The following is a 16,352-nucleotide window of genomic DNA, read 5'->3' as shown; positions in this document are numbered from 1 at the left end:
CGACAGCAGCAACGGCACAATGACGAGATTCGGAACGTATAGGCAACATGCGATCCGCTTTCGGAAGGTGTATCGCCCGCTGAAGACGGTGTCATCCACCTTATATCCACAGCTTATCCACAGGGAACGGCGACGATGAACGCAGCAACTTCAATGAGATTTGCCCGACAGCAAACCATAGCTCACAAGTGCTATGTGACCGTTGAATGACACTGCGCCTTTGTTTCTCGGCACAGATACAAATGGCGAGGCTGCTCGGATAGATTCAGTTCTGTTCCGGACCGTGGCGGCGGATGCTGGGGGAGATGGCGGTGGGCAAACACGAGGGGCCCGCCGCCTTTTCTCAGGCGGTGCGGGAGCTCCTGTAGACGGAGACGCCGAGTTCCCTGATCTTCTTGCGCAGGGTGTTGCGGTTGAGACCGAGAAGATCGGCCGCCTTGATCTGGTTGCCGCGTGTTGCCGTCAGAGCGGCGAGGATCAGCGGATATTCCATTTCCGTCAGCACACGATCGTAAAGGCCTGGCGGCGGCAGATTTTCGCCGAAGCCTGCGAAATAGGTGCGCATGTTCTCTTCGACCGCCTGGGCTATTGTCATCGAGCCGTTGCGGATCGGCCCCTTGTCGATCGGGCTGTCGGGCACGTCGGAACGCAGCTCGGCATCGATAATCTCGCGGGTGATGACGTCCTGCGGATAAAGTGCCATCAGGCGGCGGATGAGATTTTCCAGCTCGCGGACGTTGCCTGGCCAGGCATAGGCCTTCATCAGCTCCAGCGCCTCCTGATCGAAGCGCTTGGAACCGAGGCCTTCCTTTTCGGCCTGCTGGATGAAATGGCGCACGAGATCGGGAATATCCTCAGCGCGATCACGCAATGGCGGCAGGCGCAGCGGCACGACATTGAGGCGGTAATAGAGATCCTCGCGGAAGAGGCCCTGGTTGATCGCCTGCTTCAGGTCCTTGTTGGTGGCGGCGACGATGCGCACATCGGTTCGGATCGGCGTGCGGCCGCCAACAGTGGTGTATTCGCCCTGCTGCAGGACACGCAGAAGCCGGGTCTGTGCATCCATCGGCATGTCGCCGATTTCGTCGAGGAACAGGGTGCCGCCCTCGGCCTGCTCGAAACGGCCGGTCGAGCGGGTCTGCGCTCCGGTAAAAGCGCCCTTCTCGTGGCCGAAGAGCTCCGATTCGATCAGGTCGCGCGGGATCGCCGCCATGTTGATCGCAACGAACGGGCCGTTGCGGCGCTTGCCGTAATCATGGAGCGCGCGGGCGACAAGTTCCTTGCCGGTGCCGGATTCGCCGGTGATCATCAGCGTCAGGTCCGTCTGCATCAGGCGGGCGAGAACGCGATAGATTTCCTGCATTGCCGCCGAACGGCCGACGAGCGGCATACCGTCCTGCATGTCCTCCTCAAGCTTGGCTGGCTTGCGCTTCGGCTCGGCGAGCGCGCGGCCGATGATGCCAATCAGCTCGGTAAGATCGAATGGCTTCGGCAGATAGTCGTAGGCACCCTTCTCGGAAGCCTTGATGGCGGTCATGAAGGTATTCTGCGCGCTCATGACGAGGACCGGCAGGTCGGGGCGCGCTTTTTTGATGCGTGGCAGCAGGTCGAAGGCGTTCTCGTCGGGCATCACCACGTCGGTAACGACGAGATCGCCCTCTCCCGCCGAAATCCAGCGCCAGAGGGTAGCGGCGTTGGAGGTGATGCGAACGTCATAGCCGGCGCGGCTCAAAGCCTGGTTGAGCACGGTCCGGATGGCCGCATCATCATCTGCAACGAGGATCGTGGCTGTCATCGAGAAGGTCCTGTCGAGCTTGCGGTAGAGGCGTCTTCAAGCGAGGCATCCTTCGATGCCGGCATGAGGACGCGGAATGTCGTGCGGTTGGTCTGGCTGTCGCATTCGATGATGCCGCCGTGATCGCCGATGATCTTGGCGACCAGCGCCAGACCGAGGCCGCTGCCGTTCGTCTTGGTGGTGATGAAGGGATCGAAGAGATGCGGCAGCAGATCGGCGGGAACGCCGGGGCCATTATCGTGAACGCAGAATTCCAGGGGCAGCGAGATCTTTTCGCGCGTGCCGGCGACTGAAAGACGGATGCCCGGTCGATAGGCCGTCGTCAGCACGATCTCGCCATCCGGCCGGTCGCCGACCGCTTCGGCCGCGTTCTTCACCAGATTGAGAAAGACCTGAACGAGCTGGTCGCGGTTGGCAAAGACGGCCGGCAGCGACGGGTCGTAACTCTCGGTAATGCGGATGTTGCGGGCAAATCCCGCCTTGGCGACGGCCTTCACGTGATCGAGCACCGAATGGATATTGACCGGCATGCGGTCGACGGGACGCTCGTCGGAAAAGACTTCCATGCGGTCGACCAGCGAGACGATACGGTCGGTCTCGTCGCAGATCAGACGGGTCAGCGCCCGATCATCGTCAATGACGGACTGTTCGAGCAGCTGGGCGGCGCCGCGAATGCCGGAAAGCGGGTTCTTGATCTCATGCGCCAGCATCGAGGCGAGCCCGGTCACCGAGCGAGCGGCGGCGCGATGCGTCAGCTGCCGGTCGATCTTGTCGGCCATCGACCGCTCTTGGAAGACGATGACGACGGCGCCGGGCTCGCTCAGCACGGGTGCGACGTAGAGGTCGACGAGCTTATCCTGGCCGAGGCGAGGCGAACTCAGGTCGACGCGATATTCGTTGACCGGCGCCTTGCGTTCGCGCACCTGGTCGACGAGCGCCAACAGCGGGCTGCCGAAGGGAATGAAGGTCGAGATCTTGTAACGCGCCAGGTGCGAAGCACTGGCGCCGAAGAAGGCCTCCGCCTCCCAATTGGCAAAGACGACGAAGCCGGATTCGTCGACCATCACGACGGGGTTCTGAATGGCGTTCAATACGGCCATGGCGACGGTCCCGCCGGCCTGATCGGACGCAGATACCGTATCCTTCGTCATGCCGCCTCCCGGCTGTCGAGCGCACCTGCCGCTAGCGCATCGTAAAGGCGCGCGGCCACCTCACGCGGGTCGCGCGAGGTCATGATGTCAGCCTTTTCGCCGCCAGTAAGCGTCGGGGCGAAACGCTCCAAATACCAGCCAAGATGCTTGCGGGCATGGCGGATCGCCACCGCTTCGCCGTAGAAATCGAGCATCATCCGGTAATGTTCGACGACGATGGCGGCGATCTCGTGCGGCGGCGGCTCGGCGGCGCCTGCGATGACGCCGGCATGCCACGGCCTGCCCTGGCAGCCCCTGCCGATCATGACGGCATCGGCGCCTGAGCGGCGCAGTATTTCCTGTGCGTCCTGTGCCGTCTCCACATCGCCATTGGCGATCAGTGGAACGGAGATCACGTCGCGGACGGCGCGGATCGCGTCCCAATCGGCGCGGCCTTCGTAGAATTGCATGCGAGTGCGCCCGTGGATGGTGACGAGCTGGATGCCGGCGGCCTCGGCGCGGCGTGCAATGTCAGGCGCGTTGATGGAGTTTTCGTCCCATCCTAGGCGCATCTTCAACGTCACCGGAATATCGACGGCCTTGACCGTCGCCTCGATGAGGCCAAGCGCATGATCGGGATCGCGCATCAGCGCCGAACCGGAATAACCGCCGATCACTTTCTTTGCCGGGCACCCCATATTGATGTCGATAATATCCGCACCATGGTCGGCGGCGATCTTGGCCGCCTCCGCCATCCAATGCGCCTCGCGCCCGGCAAGCTGCACCATATGCGGCCGGAAGCCCGCAGCCCGCAGCCGCGACCAGGATTCAGCCGTGTCATTGACGAGCTCGCGGCTCGCCACCATTTCGGTGACGACGAGGCCAGCGCCGAAGCGCCACGCAAGCTCGCGGAAGGGCATGTCCGTGACGCCGGACATCGGCGCCAGCACAACGCGGTTCCGCACGGACACGGGACCGATTCGGAAAGGCGCTGCGAGGTCCTTGGAAATCAAATGATTATCTTTCAGGCACACGATAGAACTGCATTATTTTTAGCCATTGTTCTCTGGCTTGCCAAGAGGGCTAGGAGCGGAATCGATATTTTTCGGGCAGATGCTGGAAAAGGCCAAAGCAAGACGTTAGAGCACTCGGGGTCAGTTCCGGATAATTTGGGGATTTATGCTGCAAATGCCTTCCAAGCAACCGATATCGGCCGGAATTGTCATCGTCGCCGCCGGCCGCGGCGAGCGCGCTGGATCCTCCACGGAAGGCCCCAAGCAGTATCGCATGATCGGCGGCAAGCCGGTTATCGTGCATACGCTTGAAAACTTCATGACATGGGAGCCGGCAACACAGATCGTCGTCGTCATCCATCCCGATGACGAGGCGCTGTTTGCGAAAGCCTTCCGCCATATCATCTCGGCAATCCCGATCGAAACGGTGCATGGCGGTGCGACCAGGCAGGAATCCGTGCTCGCCGGCCTCAGATATCTCAAGGACAAACGTGTCAGCCACGTCCTGATCCATGATGCCGTGCGGCCGTTCTTCGACCATGTGCTTCTCGACCGCATCGCCGCGAACCTTAGCGACGGCGCACCAGCGGTCCTTCCCGCGATACCTGTCACCGACACGTTGAAACGCACCGACAGCGCCGGCACCGTACTCGCGACGGTCTCGCGCGAAAGCCTCTACGCGGCGCAGACGCCGCAATCCTTCGCCTTCGAAACGATTCTCGACGCACATGAGAAGGCGGCTGCGAGCGGACGCACCGATTTCACCGACGACGCCTCGATCGCCGAATGGCTCGGCATTCCGGTGACAATCGTCGAAGGCACGGCCGACAACGTCAAGCTGACCGTCAAGAGCGATATCGCCAAGGCCGACGACAAGCTGTCGGCATCGCTGCTTCCCGACGTGCGCACAGGCAACGGCTATGACGTGCACCAGCTCGAAGCCGGCGACGGCGTCACCCTTTGCGGCGTCTTCATTCCGCACGATCAGAAACTCAAGGGCCATTCCGACGCCGATGTGGCGCTGCACGCGCTCACCGATGCGCTGCTCGCCACCTGCGGCGCCGGCGATATCGGCGATCATTTCCCGCCGTCGGACCCGCAATGGAAGGGCGCGGCCTCGCGGATCTTCATCGAGCACGCCGCCCGGATCGTGCGCGAGCGCGGCGGCACGATCATGAATGCCGACGTTTCGCTGATCGCCGAGGCGCCGAAGGTCGGGCCGCATCGCGAGGCCATGCGGGAGAAGCTCTCGGACTATCTCGGCATCGATATCGAGCGCTGTTCGGTCAAGGCGACGACCAACGAGAAGATCGGCTTCGTCGGCCGGCGTGAAGGCATCGCCGCGATCGCCACGGCGACCGTCGTCTATCGCGGGACGAAGCGATGAGCCTTTTTCCCCAGGATATCCTTTCAGCGGCGGAGGCGATCATCCGTGACTTCACGGCGGCGGGGCTGATGGTCTCGACGGCAGAATCCTGCACGGGCGGACTGATATCAGGCGCATTGACCGAAATATCGGGCTCATCAGCCGTCGTCGATCGCGGCTTCGTCACCTATACCAATACCGCCAAGGTCGAGCTGCTCGGCGTGCAGGAGCAAACGCTGCTCACGTTCGGAGCTGTCTCCGAGGAGACCGCGCGGCAGATGGTGCACGGCGCCCTCTTCCGCTCGCGCGCCGACATCGCCGTCGCCGTCACCGGCATTGCCGGTCCGGGCGGGGGATCTGCCGAAAAACCCGTCGGCCTCGTGCATCTCGCCGCCAAGGCGCGCACCGGCACGCTCGTTCACCGGAAAATGCTCTACGGCGATATCGGCCGCGCCGAAGTGCGGCTGGCGACAGTCAGAACGGCACTGCAGATGATCGTTTCGCTCCGCTGACGACGTCAGGCCGTCGCATAGATCCTGCCGGCGCGCGTCTCGAAGGCCTCGGAGAACATGCGGAAGGCGCGGTCGAACATCGAGCCCATCAATGCGCCGAGGATACGGCTCTTGAACTCGTAATCGATGAAGAAATCCACGGTGCAGCCGCCAGTGGGCGTCTCGGCGAAGTGCCAACGGTTGTCGAGATATTTGAACGGACCGTCGATGTATTTGACCTCGATAACGCGCTCGGGGCGGTTCAACAGCACCTGTGTGGTGAAGGTCTCGCGGATCGCCTTGTATCCCACAGTCATATCGGCGACGAGCAGGATCTTGCCGTCGCGCTCCCGGCGGCTTTTGACGGAGAGCGCTTCGCAGAGCGGCAGGAATTCCGGATAGCGCTCGACATCGGCAACGAGGTCGAACATCTGGTCGGGCGTGTGCGGGACGGAACGGTGCGTTTCGAATTGCGGCATGCAGCGCAGTTAAGCCGGGACACCGAGAAGATCAAGAAGCGCGCGCATCTGGTGGCGGGATTTTAGCTGCAAAACCGGCACGTCAGGGCCATGCGTCGCAATCGCTGCGGTTACAAGCGGCGCGAATTTCTTTTCGAAAGTCCAGATATATTGCAGAAACTCCCAATCGACCTTCTCGATGCAACCAGGCGCCATTTCAGGTCGTGTGCGGCCGATGTGCTTCAACCAGCGTGTCAGGGCGCCCCAGAGGCAAAGCAGGCGGGGCATCCGCACCCAGATGACGATATCCGTGCGCGGGAGGCGAATATCGAAGGTGGAGGGATTGGTCCCGTCCATGATCCAGCGGTCCGCAGCAATCCTCTCCACGATCCGCTGGCGCTGCTCATCTTTGCTTCGCTCTACCCAACCCGGCAGCCAGCGAATATCTCGATCGATGGAGAGATAGGTCAGGCCGAAATGACGCGCCAACTTCTGTGCAAGCGTCGATTTGCCGCCGCCCGAACAGCCGATGACCATGATGCGCCTTGCACCTCGGATCTGCCCGGTGGCGAAGGCATCATCGACGTAGTTGATCGCCTCGTCTGGTTCTCGATGCACGACAAGCTCCCTCACCCGTTTACAACAGGCAAAAGGGAAAACAGTTCGTCGCTCTCCCGGAAGGACCTCAGCGTCAAGACTGGTATGCCGGCGCCGTGATGTGCCAGCACCGACTCGAACTGCGGCGCCTCCCTCCTTTCGAAGGTCCAGATGTAATGCAGGAATTGCAGGTCGATCTTTTCCGGGCAGCCCGGCGCCATTTCCGGCCGGGTCCGGCCACGATATTTCCACCAGCGTCCAAGCACGCCTCGAATGGCGACGCTGCGTGGCGGCCGGCGCCAGAGCACCATATCGGCGCGCGCAAGGCGGATCGCCAAGGTGCTCGGGCTATTGCCGTCCATGATCCAGCGGTCGCCGGCAACGGCATCGCGAATACGCTGGATGGCTTCCTCGCGTGAACGCAGCTTCCAGCCCGGAAGCCAGAAGATGTCGCGGTCCATGGACAGGTAAGTCAGCCCGAAACGCTGCGCGAGTGCCTGGGCAAGTGTCGACTTGCCGGTGCCGGAACATCCGAAAATTACGATGCGCTGAATATTGGGAAGGATATCGACCGCTTCTGCAATTGAGACCGCACGAATGGGTTCAGGCGGCGTCGTCACTTGATGCATGGCAAACTCGCTTTCGACAGGATCACCTTCGCAAAAGAGCCGCCCGGCAACGGGCGGCGTGCTGGCTAGCTGCTTCGCGTGACCTGATGACGACAGTGAATATCCAAAGAAAAACCGCGGCTAAGATGGCCGCGGTTCGATCACAAAGCAAGCCGCCGATCTTACTCGGCAGCCATCAGTAGCTTCTTTTCGCGCGCCGCACGCAGCCTTGCGAAATCGTCGCCGGCGTGGTGGGAGGAGCGGGTGAGCGGGCTGGAGGCCACCATCAGGAAGCCCTTGCTGTAGGCAACCGTCTCGTAGGACTTGAACTCGTCGGGCGTGACGAAGCTTTCGACCTTGTGGTGCTTGCGGGTCGGCTGCAGGTACTGGCCAATCGTCAGGAAGTCGACATCGGCGGTGCGCAGATCATCCATCAACTGCAGCACTTCGTTCCGCTCCTCGCCGAGGCCGACCATGATGCCCGATTTGGTGAACATGGTCGGATCGAGTTCCTTCACCCGCTGTAGCAGCCGGATGGAGTGAAAATAGCGGGCGCCGGGGCGAACCGTCAGATAGTTGCCGGCAACCGTTTCCATATTGTGGTTGAAGACGTCGGGCTTGGCGGCGACGACGCGCTCCAGCGCGCCCGGCTTCTTGAGGAAGTCGGGTGTCAGGATTTCGATGGTCGTGGTCGGCGAGGCAGCGCGGATTGCCCAGATCACCTTTTCGAAGTGTTCGGCGCCGCCGTCCTCCAGATCGTCACGGTCGACCGAGGTGATGACGACGTGGCTGAGGCCCATCTCCTTGACCGCCTTGGCGACGTTCTCGGGCTCGGCCATGTCGAGCGCATTCGGTTTGCCGGTTGAGACATTGCAGAAGGCGCAGGCGCGGGTGCAGATTTCGCCCATGATCATGAAGGTCGCGTGCTTCTTGTCCCAGCACTCGCCGATGTTAGGGCAGCCGGCCTCCTCGCAAACGGTGACGAGCTTGTGCTCCTTCACGATTGCGCGCGTTTCGGCATAACCCTTCGACGTCGGCGCCTTGACGCGGATCCAGTCCGGCTTGCGCATGACTTCCGTATCGGGCCGGTGCGCCTTCTCGGGATGGCGCACGCGTTTGGCGTCGGGATTGATCGTGTCGAGAATGGTCACCATTGCAGTATCAGCTTTCCGCCGCTCCTTAAGCGGCACAGTCTCTAAAGCGCGTCGCGACCCTAGCGCCGCACCAGCCGCGCAAGGAATATCAGCAGGCAGGCGCCGAGGAAACCCGTCACGAAATAGCCGAGCCGTCCACCGGCGAGTTCAACATGGAACTGGGCGAGAATGGCGGTGGCGACGACCGAGCCGACGATACCGAGCACGATGTTCAGGAAAATCCCGTATCGCGCTTCCATCAGCTTGCCGGCAAGCCAGCCTGCAAGACCACCGATGATGATTGCCGAAATCCAGCCGACGCCTTCCATTCCCTGCCCTTGCCCCTCAGTTACGCCTCAAGCGACCACCCTTGCGATCAGTACCACGATGATGGCGCCGACGGTGGCGTGGATGATCTGCACGACCAGCGCATTTTCAATGCCGAGTGAAATCCCCAGCGCGCTGAACAAATAGCCGCCGACGAAGGCGCCGATGATGCCGCTGAGCAGGCATCTGATCAAACCGCCGCCACCGACAACGAGACTGGCGAGGAAGCCTGCAACCAGACCGATCAGCAAAAATACCAGCAACGCCTGCGTCTCCATAGACATGATGATTTCCTTTCGTTTTTTCCACCCGCCTGAAATGGCTTTCCACTCCGGGCAAAATGGGCAGTCTCGGAAATTATCAAGCGTTCAGCACGCGGCCATAGGCATCGAGCACGGCTTCCTTCATCGTTTCGGACACGGTCGGATGCGGGAAGATCGTGTGCATCAGTTCTTCTTCGGTCGTTTCCAGGTTCATCGCGACGACGAAGCCTTGGATGAGCTCGGTGACTTCTGCGCCGACCATGTGGGCGCCGAGCAGCTCGCCGGTCTTCTTGTCGAAGATCACCTTCACCATGCCCTGGTCTTCGCCGAGCGCGATCGCCTTGCCGTTTGCGGCGAAGGAGAAGCGGCCGACGCGGATGTCGCGGCCCAGTTCCTTGGCCTTGGCCTCGGTGAGACCGACGGAGGCGACCTGCGGATTGCAGTAGGTGCAGCCCGGGACCTTGCCCTTGTCGGTGGGATGGACGTTGGGCAGGCCGGCGATCTTTTCGACGCAGACGACGCCTTCATGCTCGGCCTTGTGTGCCAGCATCGGCGGTCCGGCGACATCGCCGATCGCATAGATGCCTGCAACATTGGTCTTGCCGTAGCCATCGGCGATGACGCAGCCGCGGTCGGTCTTGATGCCGAGCGCCTCGAGGCCGAGATTTTCGATATTGCCCTGAACGCCGACGGCGGAGATCATCCGGTCGGCGGTGATCTGCTGCACCTTGCCGTCTGACGTCTCGACATGGGCGGTGATGCTGTTGGCGCCCTTCTCGACCTTGGTGACCTTGGCGCTCGTGAAGATCCTGAGGCCGCGCTTTTCCAGCTGCTTGCGAGCGATGGCGGTGATTTCAGCATCCTCGACCGGCATGATGGTCGGCATGACTTCGACAACAGTGACATCGACGCCCATCGAGCGATAGAAGCTGGCGAATTCGATGCCGATCGCGCCGGAACCCATGACGATCAGCGACTTCGGCAGCGCATCCGGCTTCAGCGCCTCGAAATAGGTCCAGATCAGCTTGCCATCGGGCTCGATGCCCGGCAGCGCGCGCGGACGGGCGCCGGTCGCGATGATGATGTGCTTGGCGGTATAGGTGCCCTCGCCCTTGACGTTCTTCGGCAGCGGGTGCTGCGGCTCGACCACGGGTTTCGACGACTTGCCGACGACGATCTCGCCGGGCTTGGTGATTTTTCCTTCGCCCCAGATGATATCGATCTTGTTCTTCTTCATCAAGAAGCCGACGCCGGCGTTGAGACGGGCCGAGACAGCGCGCGAGCGGCCAACGACGGCCTTGGCGTCCGGCTTGACGGTGCCTTCGAGAACGAGGCCGAAATCCTTGAAGTGATTGGCATGATCGAGGACCTCGGCCGAGCGCAGCAACGCCTTTGTGGGGATGCAGCCCCAGTTCAGGCAGATGCCGCCCATATGTTCGCGCTCGACGATCGCGGTCTTGAGACCGAGCTGGCTGGCGCGGATGGCGGCGACGTAGCCGCCGGGGCCGGAGCCGATGATGATGACGTCGTAGGATTCAGCCATGTGTTTCCTGCCCTTTTGTTACGCTGCGCTGCGGGTCATGAGCACCCACGCGTGCCTCTTGCTGTTTTCGAAGAGCGGCACGGCATTGGCGCGCGCAGCCTCCAGGAATCCGTTTCTTCCATAAAGCGACAAAGCCGCTTCGTTATCGCTTGCGGTGATCAGGCTGACGGGCCGCCGATCTGCCCTCTCGATCTGATCCTCCAGCAATCTGCGTCCGATGCCGATGCCGCGCAGGTGGCTGTAGACACCGAGACTGCCGATGAACCAGCTTCCCACAACCGTCTTCTGCAAGGCGAGCATCGGCTCGGTCGCCGACATCGTCGCCTCGATATCGCGTATGCTCTCGTTCAGCTCGTGGCCGATCGCCACACCTGCGACCTCGCCATAGGCCTCGGCAATGACGGCATCCCGCCAACCGCCGACGGTCGCCTCCTCGCTCATCTTCAGCCTGCCCCGCTCCAGCGGCGTGTCGCTTACGCCATTCGCCACATCGGCGAACCAGAGCCAGGAGGCGAAGCCATGCGAGGCGATATCCGCCAAAATCGCCAGCTCCGAAGCATCCCGCCGTGATGCCTGCCGCAGCGCGACGAAGGAGACCATCCTCAGATCCCCAGCATCATCCGCACGATCGATTCCAGCCCCCGCCCGAGCGCGCGCGTATTCTCCGCATCGAGATGGATGCCATCGAGCGGCGTGGTCCTGGCGACAGAATTGCCGTCGAAGAAACCACAACCGAGTTCGTCGGCAAGATCACGGTAAAGCGTTGCAAGCTTTGCCGATTCCTCGATGCCTCCCGGGAACGACGCGGCGAAGGGCACATTGCCCGTCGCGCAAATTGCAGGCGGCGCCACGATCAGGATATCCGGCCCGTCGAACTCGAAGGGCCAGGCATGATTGCGGATCAGCCGCACGAGCCTGCCGATCCCCTGGCATGCGGCAAAGGCCGAACCGGCGACGACCGGCTTCATGTCATTGGTGCCGAGCAGGAGGATGACGAGATCGAGCGGCGCGTGCGTCTGCAGGATCGTCGGCAAGACGCGCGCACCATTGCGGTCGCAATCGGCGAGATGGTCATCGAAGGCGGTGGTTCGGCCATTGAGGCCCTCGGGAATGATGCGGGCCTCGCTTCCGAGCGCTGCCTGAAGCACACTCGGCCAGCGATTCTGGTAGTCATGACGGCCGATCGTCTCGGCGTCATAACCCCAGGTCAGCGAGTCGCCATAGCAAAGAACGGTCTTGGTCATCTCCGCCTCCGCTTCGCTATCAGACGAGCATGCCCATCGGGTTTTCGATGTAGCCCTTGAAGGCCTGGAGCAGCTCGGCGCCGAGCGCACCGTCGACGCAACGATGGTCGGTCGAGAGCGTCACCGACATCACGGTGGCGATCGCCATTTCACCGTTCTTGACAATGACCCGCTGCTCGCCGGCGCCGACCGCGAGGATCGTTGCATGCGGCGGGTTGACGACGGCTGCGAAGTTCTTCACGCCCATCATGCCCATGTTCGAGACCGAGCTGGTGCCGCCCTGATATTCCTCGGGCTTCAGTTTGCGGTCCTTGGCCCGCTTGCCGAGATCGCGCATCTCGTTGGAGATAACAGACAGCGTCTTCTGCTCGGCCTTGCGGATGATCGGGGTGATCAGACCGCCAGGGATCGAGACGGCGACGCCGACATCGGCGTGCTTGTGCTTGACCATGTTGCTGTCGGTCCACGAGACGTTGGCGTCCGGAACATCGCGCAGCGCCAGCGCCATGGCCTTGATGACCATATCGTTGACCGAGAGCTTGTAGGCCGGGGCATTGTCCTTGCGCGGAGCCGCGTCGTTCAGCTGGGCGCGCAGCGCCATGAGAGCGTCGAGCTCGCAATCGACGCTAACGTAGAAATGCGGGATCGTCTGCTTGGATTCGACCAGGCGTCTGGCAATCGTCTTGCGCATGCCGTCATGCGGCACGAGCTCGTAGGAGCCGGGTTCGAAGAGCTTGAGCACGGCGTCATCCGAAGCGCCCTTCGGCGCTGCAGCCGGAGCAGCGGCCTGCGGAGCCGCGGCTGCGGCGGCCGGTGCGGGAGCAGCCTTGGCGCCTCCGCCGGCAACGGCAGCTTCGATGTCGCTCTTGACGACGCGGCCGTGCGGGCCGGAGCCTGCGACGGCTGAAAGATCGATACCGGCTTCCTTGGCCAGACGGCGTGCGAGCGGGGAAGAGAAGGTGCGATTGCCGCCTGCAGAAACAGACGCCGGCGCGCCGTTACCGACCCGCTCACCGTTGTTCGGCTTCTCAACGCTGGCAGGCGCAGGTGCGGCGGCTTCTGCCTTCGGGGCGGGTGCTGCCTCAGCCTTGGCCGGCGCAGCGGAACCCGCGCCGCTGGCGGCAGCGGAAACATCCTCGCCATCGGCGGCAAGAACCGCAATCAGCGCATTGACCTTGACGCCTTCGGTGCCGGCCGGAACGACCAGCTTGGCGACAGTGCCCTCATCGACGGCTTCGACCTCCATCGTCGCCTTGTCGGTCTCGATCTCGGCGATCACATCGCCAGACTTGACCGTATCGCCTTCCTTGACCAGCCACTTGGCAAGGTTGCCTTCCTCCATGGTCGGAGAGAGGGCGGGCATCGTGATATTGATCGGCATCGAAATACCCTCCCCTTATTTGTAGCAAACGGCTTTCACGGCATCGACAACTTCGCCGACGTTCGGAAGCGCCAGCTTTTCGAGATTGGCGGCGTAAGGCATCGGCACGTCCTTGCCGGCGACAGTCAGGATCGGCGCATCGAGATAGTCGAAGGCCTGCTGCATCACGCGGGTGGCGATTTCGGTGCCGACCGACGATTGCGGATAACCTTCTTCAACAGTGACGAGGCGGCCGGTCTTCTTCACCGATTTGATAACAGTCGGCAGATCCATCGGGCGGATGGTGCGAAGGTCGATCAGTTCGACGTCGATGCCGATCTTTTCGAGTTCGGCAGCGGCCTTCGTCGCATAGGTCATGCCGATGCCGAAGGAGACGACCGTGACATCCTTGCCCGGGCGATGGATGCGCGCCTTGCCGATCGGGAGCACGAAATTGTCGAGCTTCGGCACGTCGAAGTGCTGACCGTAAAGGATTTCGTTTTCGAGGAAGATGACCGGGTTCGGATCGCGGATCGCAGCCTTCAGAAGACCCTTCGCGTCAGATGCCGTGTATGGCATGACGACCTTGAGGCCGGGTATTGCGCTATACCAGGCGGCATAGTCCTGGCTGTGCTGGGCGCCGACGCGGGCCGCAGCACCGTTCGGACCGCGGAAGACGATCGGAGCGCCCATCTGGCCGCCCGACATATAGAGCGTCTTGGCAGCCGAGTTGATGATGTGGTCGATCGCCTGCATGGCGAAGTTGAAGGTCATGAACTCGACGATCGGGCGAAGGCCGGCCATGGCGGCGCCGACGCCGACGCCGGCAAAGCCGTGCTCGGTGATCGGCGTATCGATGACGCGGCGTGGACCGAATTCCTGCAGCAGTCCCTGCGTGACCTTGTAGGCGCCCTGATATTCGGCGACCTCCTCACCCATGACGAAAACATCGTCACTGGCGCGCATTTCCTCGGCCATGGCGTCGCGCAGCGCTTCGCGGACGGTCATCGACACCATTTCGGTGCCGGCCGGGATTTCGGGATCGTTCGGAACGACGGCCTTCGGCTCGGCCGGAAGCGGTGCGGCGGCGGAGCCGCTATTCGTCGATTTCGCTTCCTGAGCGACCACGGGGGCTGCGGCAGCGGCCGGCTTGGCAGCGGAAAGATCGGCGGCGGATTCGCCGTCCTGCAGCAGCACGGCGATCTTGGTGTTGACCTTGACGCCTTCGGTGCCGGCATCGACCAGCAGCTTGCCGATGATGCCTTCGTCGACGGCTTCGACTTCCATCGTCGCCTTGTCGGTTTCGATTTCGGCAATCACGTCGCCGGAGGTGACCTTGTCACCTTCCTGCTTGAGCCATTTGGACAGCGTGCCTTCTTCCATCGTCGGAGAGAGGGCGGGCATGAGGATATCGATAGGCATGGGTTCCCTCCCCGATTAGAGCAGAATGTCGGTGTAGAGCTCGGATGCATCCGGCTCCGGGTCGGCCTGGGCGAAGTCGGCGCTGTCGGCGACGATGTCGCGGACATCCTTGTCGATCGCCTTCAGATCGTCTTCGGAAGCCCAGCCCTTTTCGATGAGGCGTGCCTTCACCTGCTCGATCGGGTCCTGCTCGGAGCGCATCTTCTGAACTTCTTCCTTGGAGCGATACTTCGCCGGATCGGACATGGAGTGACCGCGATAACGATAGGTCAGCATTTCGAGAATGATCGGGCCTTTGCCGGAACGGCAGTGTTCGAGCGCCTCGTCAGCCGCGGCCTTAACGGCGCGAACGTCCATGCCGTCGACCTGAATGCCGGGGATGCCGAAGCCGGACCCGCGCAGGGAGTAGTTCGATTGCGCGGTGGCACGCGCCGTCGAAGTGCCCATGGCGTAACGGTTGTTTTCGACGATGTAGACGATCGGTAGCTTCCAGAGAGCCGCCATGTTAAAGCTTTCGTAGACCTGGCCCTGGTTGGCGGCACCGTCACCGAAATAGGCAATGGAGACATTGCCGTTGCCACGATAGTGGTTTGCGAAGGCAAGGCCTGTTCCAAGCGAAACCTGGGCGCCGACGATGCCGTGGCCGCCGTAGAAATGCTTCTCTTTGGAGAACATATGCATCGAGCCGCCCTTCCCGTGGGAATAGCCGCTGCGACGGCCGGTCAGCTCGGCCATGACGCCGCGCGCTTCCATGCCGGTCGCCAGCATATGGCCGTGGTCGCGATAGGCGGTGATGACCTGATCGCCTTCCTTCTGCGCCATCTGCATGCCGACGACGACAGCTTCCTGACCGATGTAGAGATGACAAAAGCCGCCGATGAAACCCATGCCGTAAAGCTGACCGGCCTTCTCCTCGAAGCGGCGGATCAGCAGCATCTCGCGATAGGCCTTGAGCTCTTCATCGCGGTCGAAGTCGGCTACCGGGCCGCCATTCGATGCTTTCGCTGTGGGTTTTGCTGCTGTCTTGCGGCTGGAAACCGTCGCGGTCTTTCGCGGCGCCATTCAACCCTCCCTATGGTTTGTCGGTTCTCGGTGCCGCGTACCATAGGCAAGAAATATGACCACAGCAATGCCATAATTGCATGGCTCATATTCTGAGTTAAATATCTGAAAAATATACAAAAATTCGAATTAACTTGATTTCAGTTAATTCGAATAGTGATTGAATATGACGATCTCGTCTGCGCGCGACATATTAAGCTGGTAACGCGCCTTTTCGTCCAGCATATCCTTGTCGAGCGAGCCGTCACTCAAGAGCGCGACCTGACTTTCCAGATGTTCGCGCTTCGCCTTCAACACTGCAAGCTCTTTTTCGCGCACAATACGCTGGCGCTCGAACGTCTCCGTCGCGCGCAGGCCGTAATCGCCATGGATGCAATGATAACCGAAATAGGAGAGGAAGGCGACCGTCATGGCCGGAATGACGAAGCGACCGATTCTTCTCTTCTTATGATGCTTTGTCCACATACACGCATGCTCTTGAACGCATTACCAATTCGTTCAATCTACCGCGCAGAGATTAACCGTTCGTTGACTCTAAAA

Annotated in this window: 18 protein-coding genes; 2 read left to right on the top strand and 16 right to left on the bottom strand. The window is 61.7% G+C overall.

Features of this window, described 5'->3' with window-relative positions; all coding sequences use genetic code 11:
- Positions 1 to 343: 343 nt before the first annotated feature.
- Genes ntrC through dusB form a run of 3 tightly spaced genes read right to left on the bottom strand, consistent with a single transcriptional unit; the run spans position 344 to position 3,959 of the window.
- Positions 344 to 1,795: a nitrogen regulation protein NR(I) gene (gene ntrC / locus NE852_RS09910; RefSeq protein WP_012483696.1), complete on the bottom strand. Its 1,452-nt coding sequence runs from the start codon at positions 1,793 to 1,795 to the stop codon at positions 344 to 346.
- Positions 1,792 to 2,946, bottom strand: a complete 1,155-nt coding sequence (locus NE852_RS09905; protein WP_258156460.1) for a nitrogen regulation protein NR(II) — start codon at positions 2,944 to 2,946, stop codon at positions 1,792 to 1,794. The genes ntrC and NE852_RS09905 overlap by 4 nt, the downstream gene beginning before the upstream one ends.
- Positions 2,943 to 3,959 carry a tRNA dihydrouridine synthase DusB gene (gene dusB / locus NE852_RS09900; protein WP_258156459.1) on the bottom strand — a complete coding sequence of 339 codons (1,017 nt, stop codon included), beginning with the start codon at positions 3,957 to 3,959 and terminating at the stop codon, positions 2,943 to 2,945. Before dusB ends, NE852_RS09905 begins: the two co-directional genes overlap by 4 nt.
- Positions 3,960 to 4,104: 145 nt before the next feature.
- Between dusB and NE852_RS09895 the strand changes: the two genes are divergently transcribed.
- Together NE852_RS09895 and NE852_RS09890 are read left to right on the top strand one after the other, a co-directional pair.
- A complete protein-coding gene (locus NE852_RS09895; RefSeq protein ID WP_008526828.1) occupies positions 4,105 to 5,325 on the top strand; it encodes a bifunctional 2-C-methyl-D-erythritol 4-phosphate cytidylyltransferase/2-C-methyl-D-erythritol 2,4-cyclodiphosphate synthase in 1,221 nt (406 codons plus the stop codon).
- Entirely contained in the window at positions 5,322 to 5,816 is a 495-nt protein-coding gene (locus NE852_RS09890) for a CinA family protein (protein ID WP_008526829.1), read from the top strand. Before NE852_RS09895 ends, NE852_RS09890 begins: the two co-directional genes overlap by 4 nt.
- Before the next feature lie 5 nt (positions 5,817 to 5,821).
- Here NE852_RS09890 and NE852_RS09885 read toward each other — a convergent pair whose 3' ends face one another.
- The 13 genes from NE852_RS09885 to NE852_RS09825 form a co-directional block, all read right to left on the bottom strand.
- The gene (locus tag NE852_RS09885) at positions 5,822 to 6,274 is read right to left on the bottom strand and encodes a type II toxin-antitoxin system RatA family toxin (protein WP_008526830.1); all 453 of its coding nucleotides are present in this window, start codon (positions 6,272 to 6,274) and stop codon (positions 5,822 to 5,824) included.
- Between the two features lie 9 nt (positions 6,275 to 6,283).
- Positions 6,284 to 6,847 (bottom strand): AAA family ATPase, encoded by a 564-nt coding sequence (locus NE852_RS09880; RefSeq protein ID WP_374992007.1) that lies wholly within the window; start codon positions 6,845 to 6,847, stop codon positions 6,284 to 6,286.
- A gap of 35 nt (positions 6,848 to 6,882) precedes the next feature.
- On the bottom strand, positions 6,883 to 7,479 hold the full coding sequence (locus NE852_RS09875; protein WP_008526834.1) for an AAA family ATPase: 597 nt from the start codon (positions 7,477 to 7,479) through the stop codon (positions 6,883 to 6,885).
- A gap of 161 nt (positions 7,480 to 7,640) precedes the next feature.
- Positions 7,641 to 8,612: a lipoyl synthase gene (gene lipA / locus NE852_RS09870; protein WP_008526835.1), complete on the bottom strand. Its 972-nt coding sequence runs from the start codon at positions 8,610 to 8,612 to the stop codon at positions 7,641 to 7,643.
- 59 nt (positions 8,613 to 8,671) lie between these two features.
- Positions 8,672 to 8,920, bottom strand: coding sequence for a GlsB/YeaQ/YmgE family stress response membrane protein (locus NE852_RS09865; protein WP_008526837.1), 249 nt, complete (start codon positions 8,918 to 8,920; stop codon positions 8,672 to 8,674).
- A gap of 27 nt (positions 8,921 to 8,947) precedes the next feature.
- The gene (locus tag NE852_RS09860) at positions 8,948 to 9,202 is read right to left on the bottom strand and encodes a GlsB/YeaQ/YmgE family stress response membrane protein (RefSeq protein WP_037171493.1); all 255 of its coding nucleotides are present in this window, start codon (positions 9,200 to 9,202) and stop codon (positions 8,948 to 8,950) included.
- A 76-nt stretch (positions 9,203 to 9,278) separates the two neighbouring features.
- Entirely contained in the window at positions 9,279 to 10,724 is a 1,446-nt protein-coding gene (gene lpdA, locus NE852_RS09855; protein ID WP_258156457.1) for a dihydrolipoyl dehydrogenase, read from the bottom strand.
- A gap of 18 nt (positions 10,725 to 10,742) precedes the next feature.
- The gene (locus NE852_RS09850; RefSeq protein WP_008526842.1) at positions 10,743 to 11,324 is read right to left on the bottom strand and encodes a GNAT family N-acetyltransferase; all 582 of its coding nucleotides are present in this window, start codon (positions 11,322 to 11,324) and stop codon (positions 10,743 to 10,745) included.
- A gap of 2 nt (positions 11,325 to 11,326) precedes the next feature.
- Positions 11,327 to 11,968 carry an SGNH/GDSL hydrolase family protein gene (locus NE852_RS09845; RefSeq protein ID WP_008526843.1) on the bottom strand — a complete coding sequence of 214 codons (642 nt, stop codon included), beginning with the start codon at positions 11,966 to 11,968 and terminating at the stop codon, positions 11,327 to 11,329.
- A 19-nt stretch (positions 11,969 to 11,987) separates the two neighbouring features.
- Positions 11,988 to 13,349 (bottom strand): pyruvate dehydrogenase complex dihydrolipoamide acetyltransferase, encoded by a 1,362-nt coding sequence (locus NE852_RS09840; protein ID WP_008526845.1) that lies wholly within the window; start codon positions 13,347 to 13,349, stop codon positions 11,988 to 11,990.
- Positions 13,350 to 13,364: 15 nt separating this feature from the next.
- The gene (locus tag NE852_RS09835) at positions 13,365 to 14,750 is read right to left on the bottom strand and encodes a pyruvate dehydrogenase complex E1 component subunit beta (protein ID WP_008526846.1); all 1,386 of its coding nucleotides are present in this window, start codon (positions 14,748 to 14,750) and stop codon (positions 13,365 to 13,367) included.
- 15 nt (positions 14,751 to 14,765) lie between these two features.
- Positions 14,766 to 15,812: a pyruvate dehydrogenase (acetyl-transferring) E1 component subunit alpha gene (gene pdhA, locus NE852_RS09830; protein ID WP_126921056.1), complete on the bottom strand. Its 1,047-nt coding sequence runs from the start codon at positions 15,810 to 15,812 to the stop codon at positions 14,766 to 14,768.
- A gap of 144 nt (positions 15,813 to 15,956) precedes the next feature.
- A complete protein-coding gene (locus tag NE852_RS09825) occupies positions 15,957 to 16,277 on the bottom strand; it encodes a septum formation initiator family protein (protein WP_008526849.1) in 321 nt (106 codons plus the stop codon).
- Positions 16,278 to 16,352 lie beyond the last annotated feature (75 nt).

This window comes from Rhizobium sp. Pop5, from assembly GCF_024721175.1.
In the GTDB taxonomy this organism is placed as follows: Bacteria; Pseudomonadota; Alphaproteobacteria; order Rhizobiales; family Rhizobiaceae; genus Rhizobium.
The sequence above is the reverse complement of the archived record's forward strand: the minus strand, read 5'-3'. Positions and strand labels throughout refer to the sequence as shown.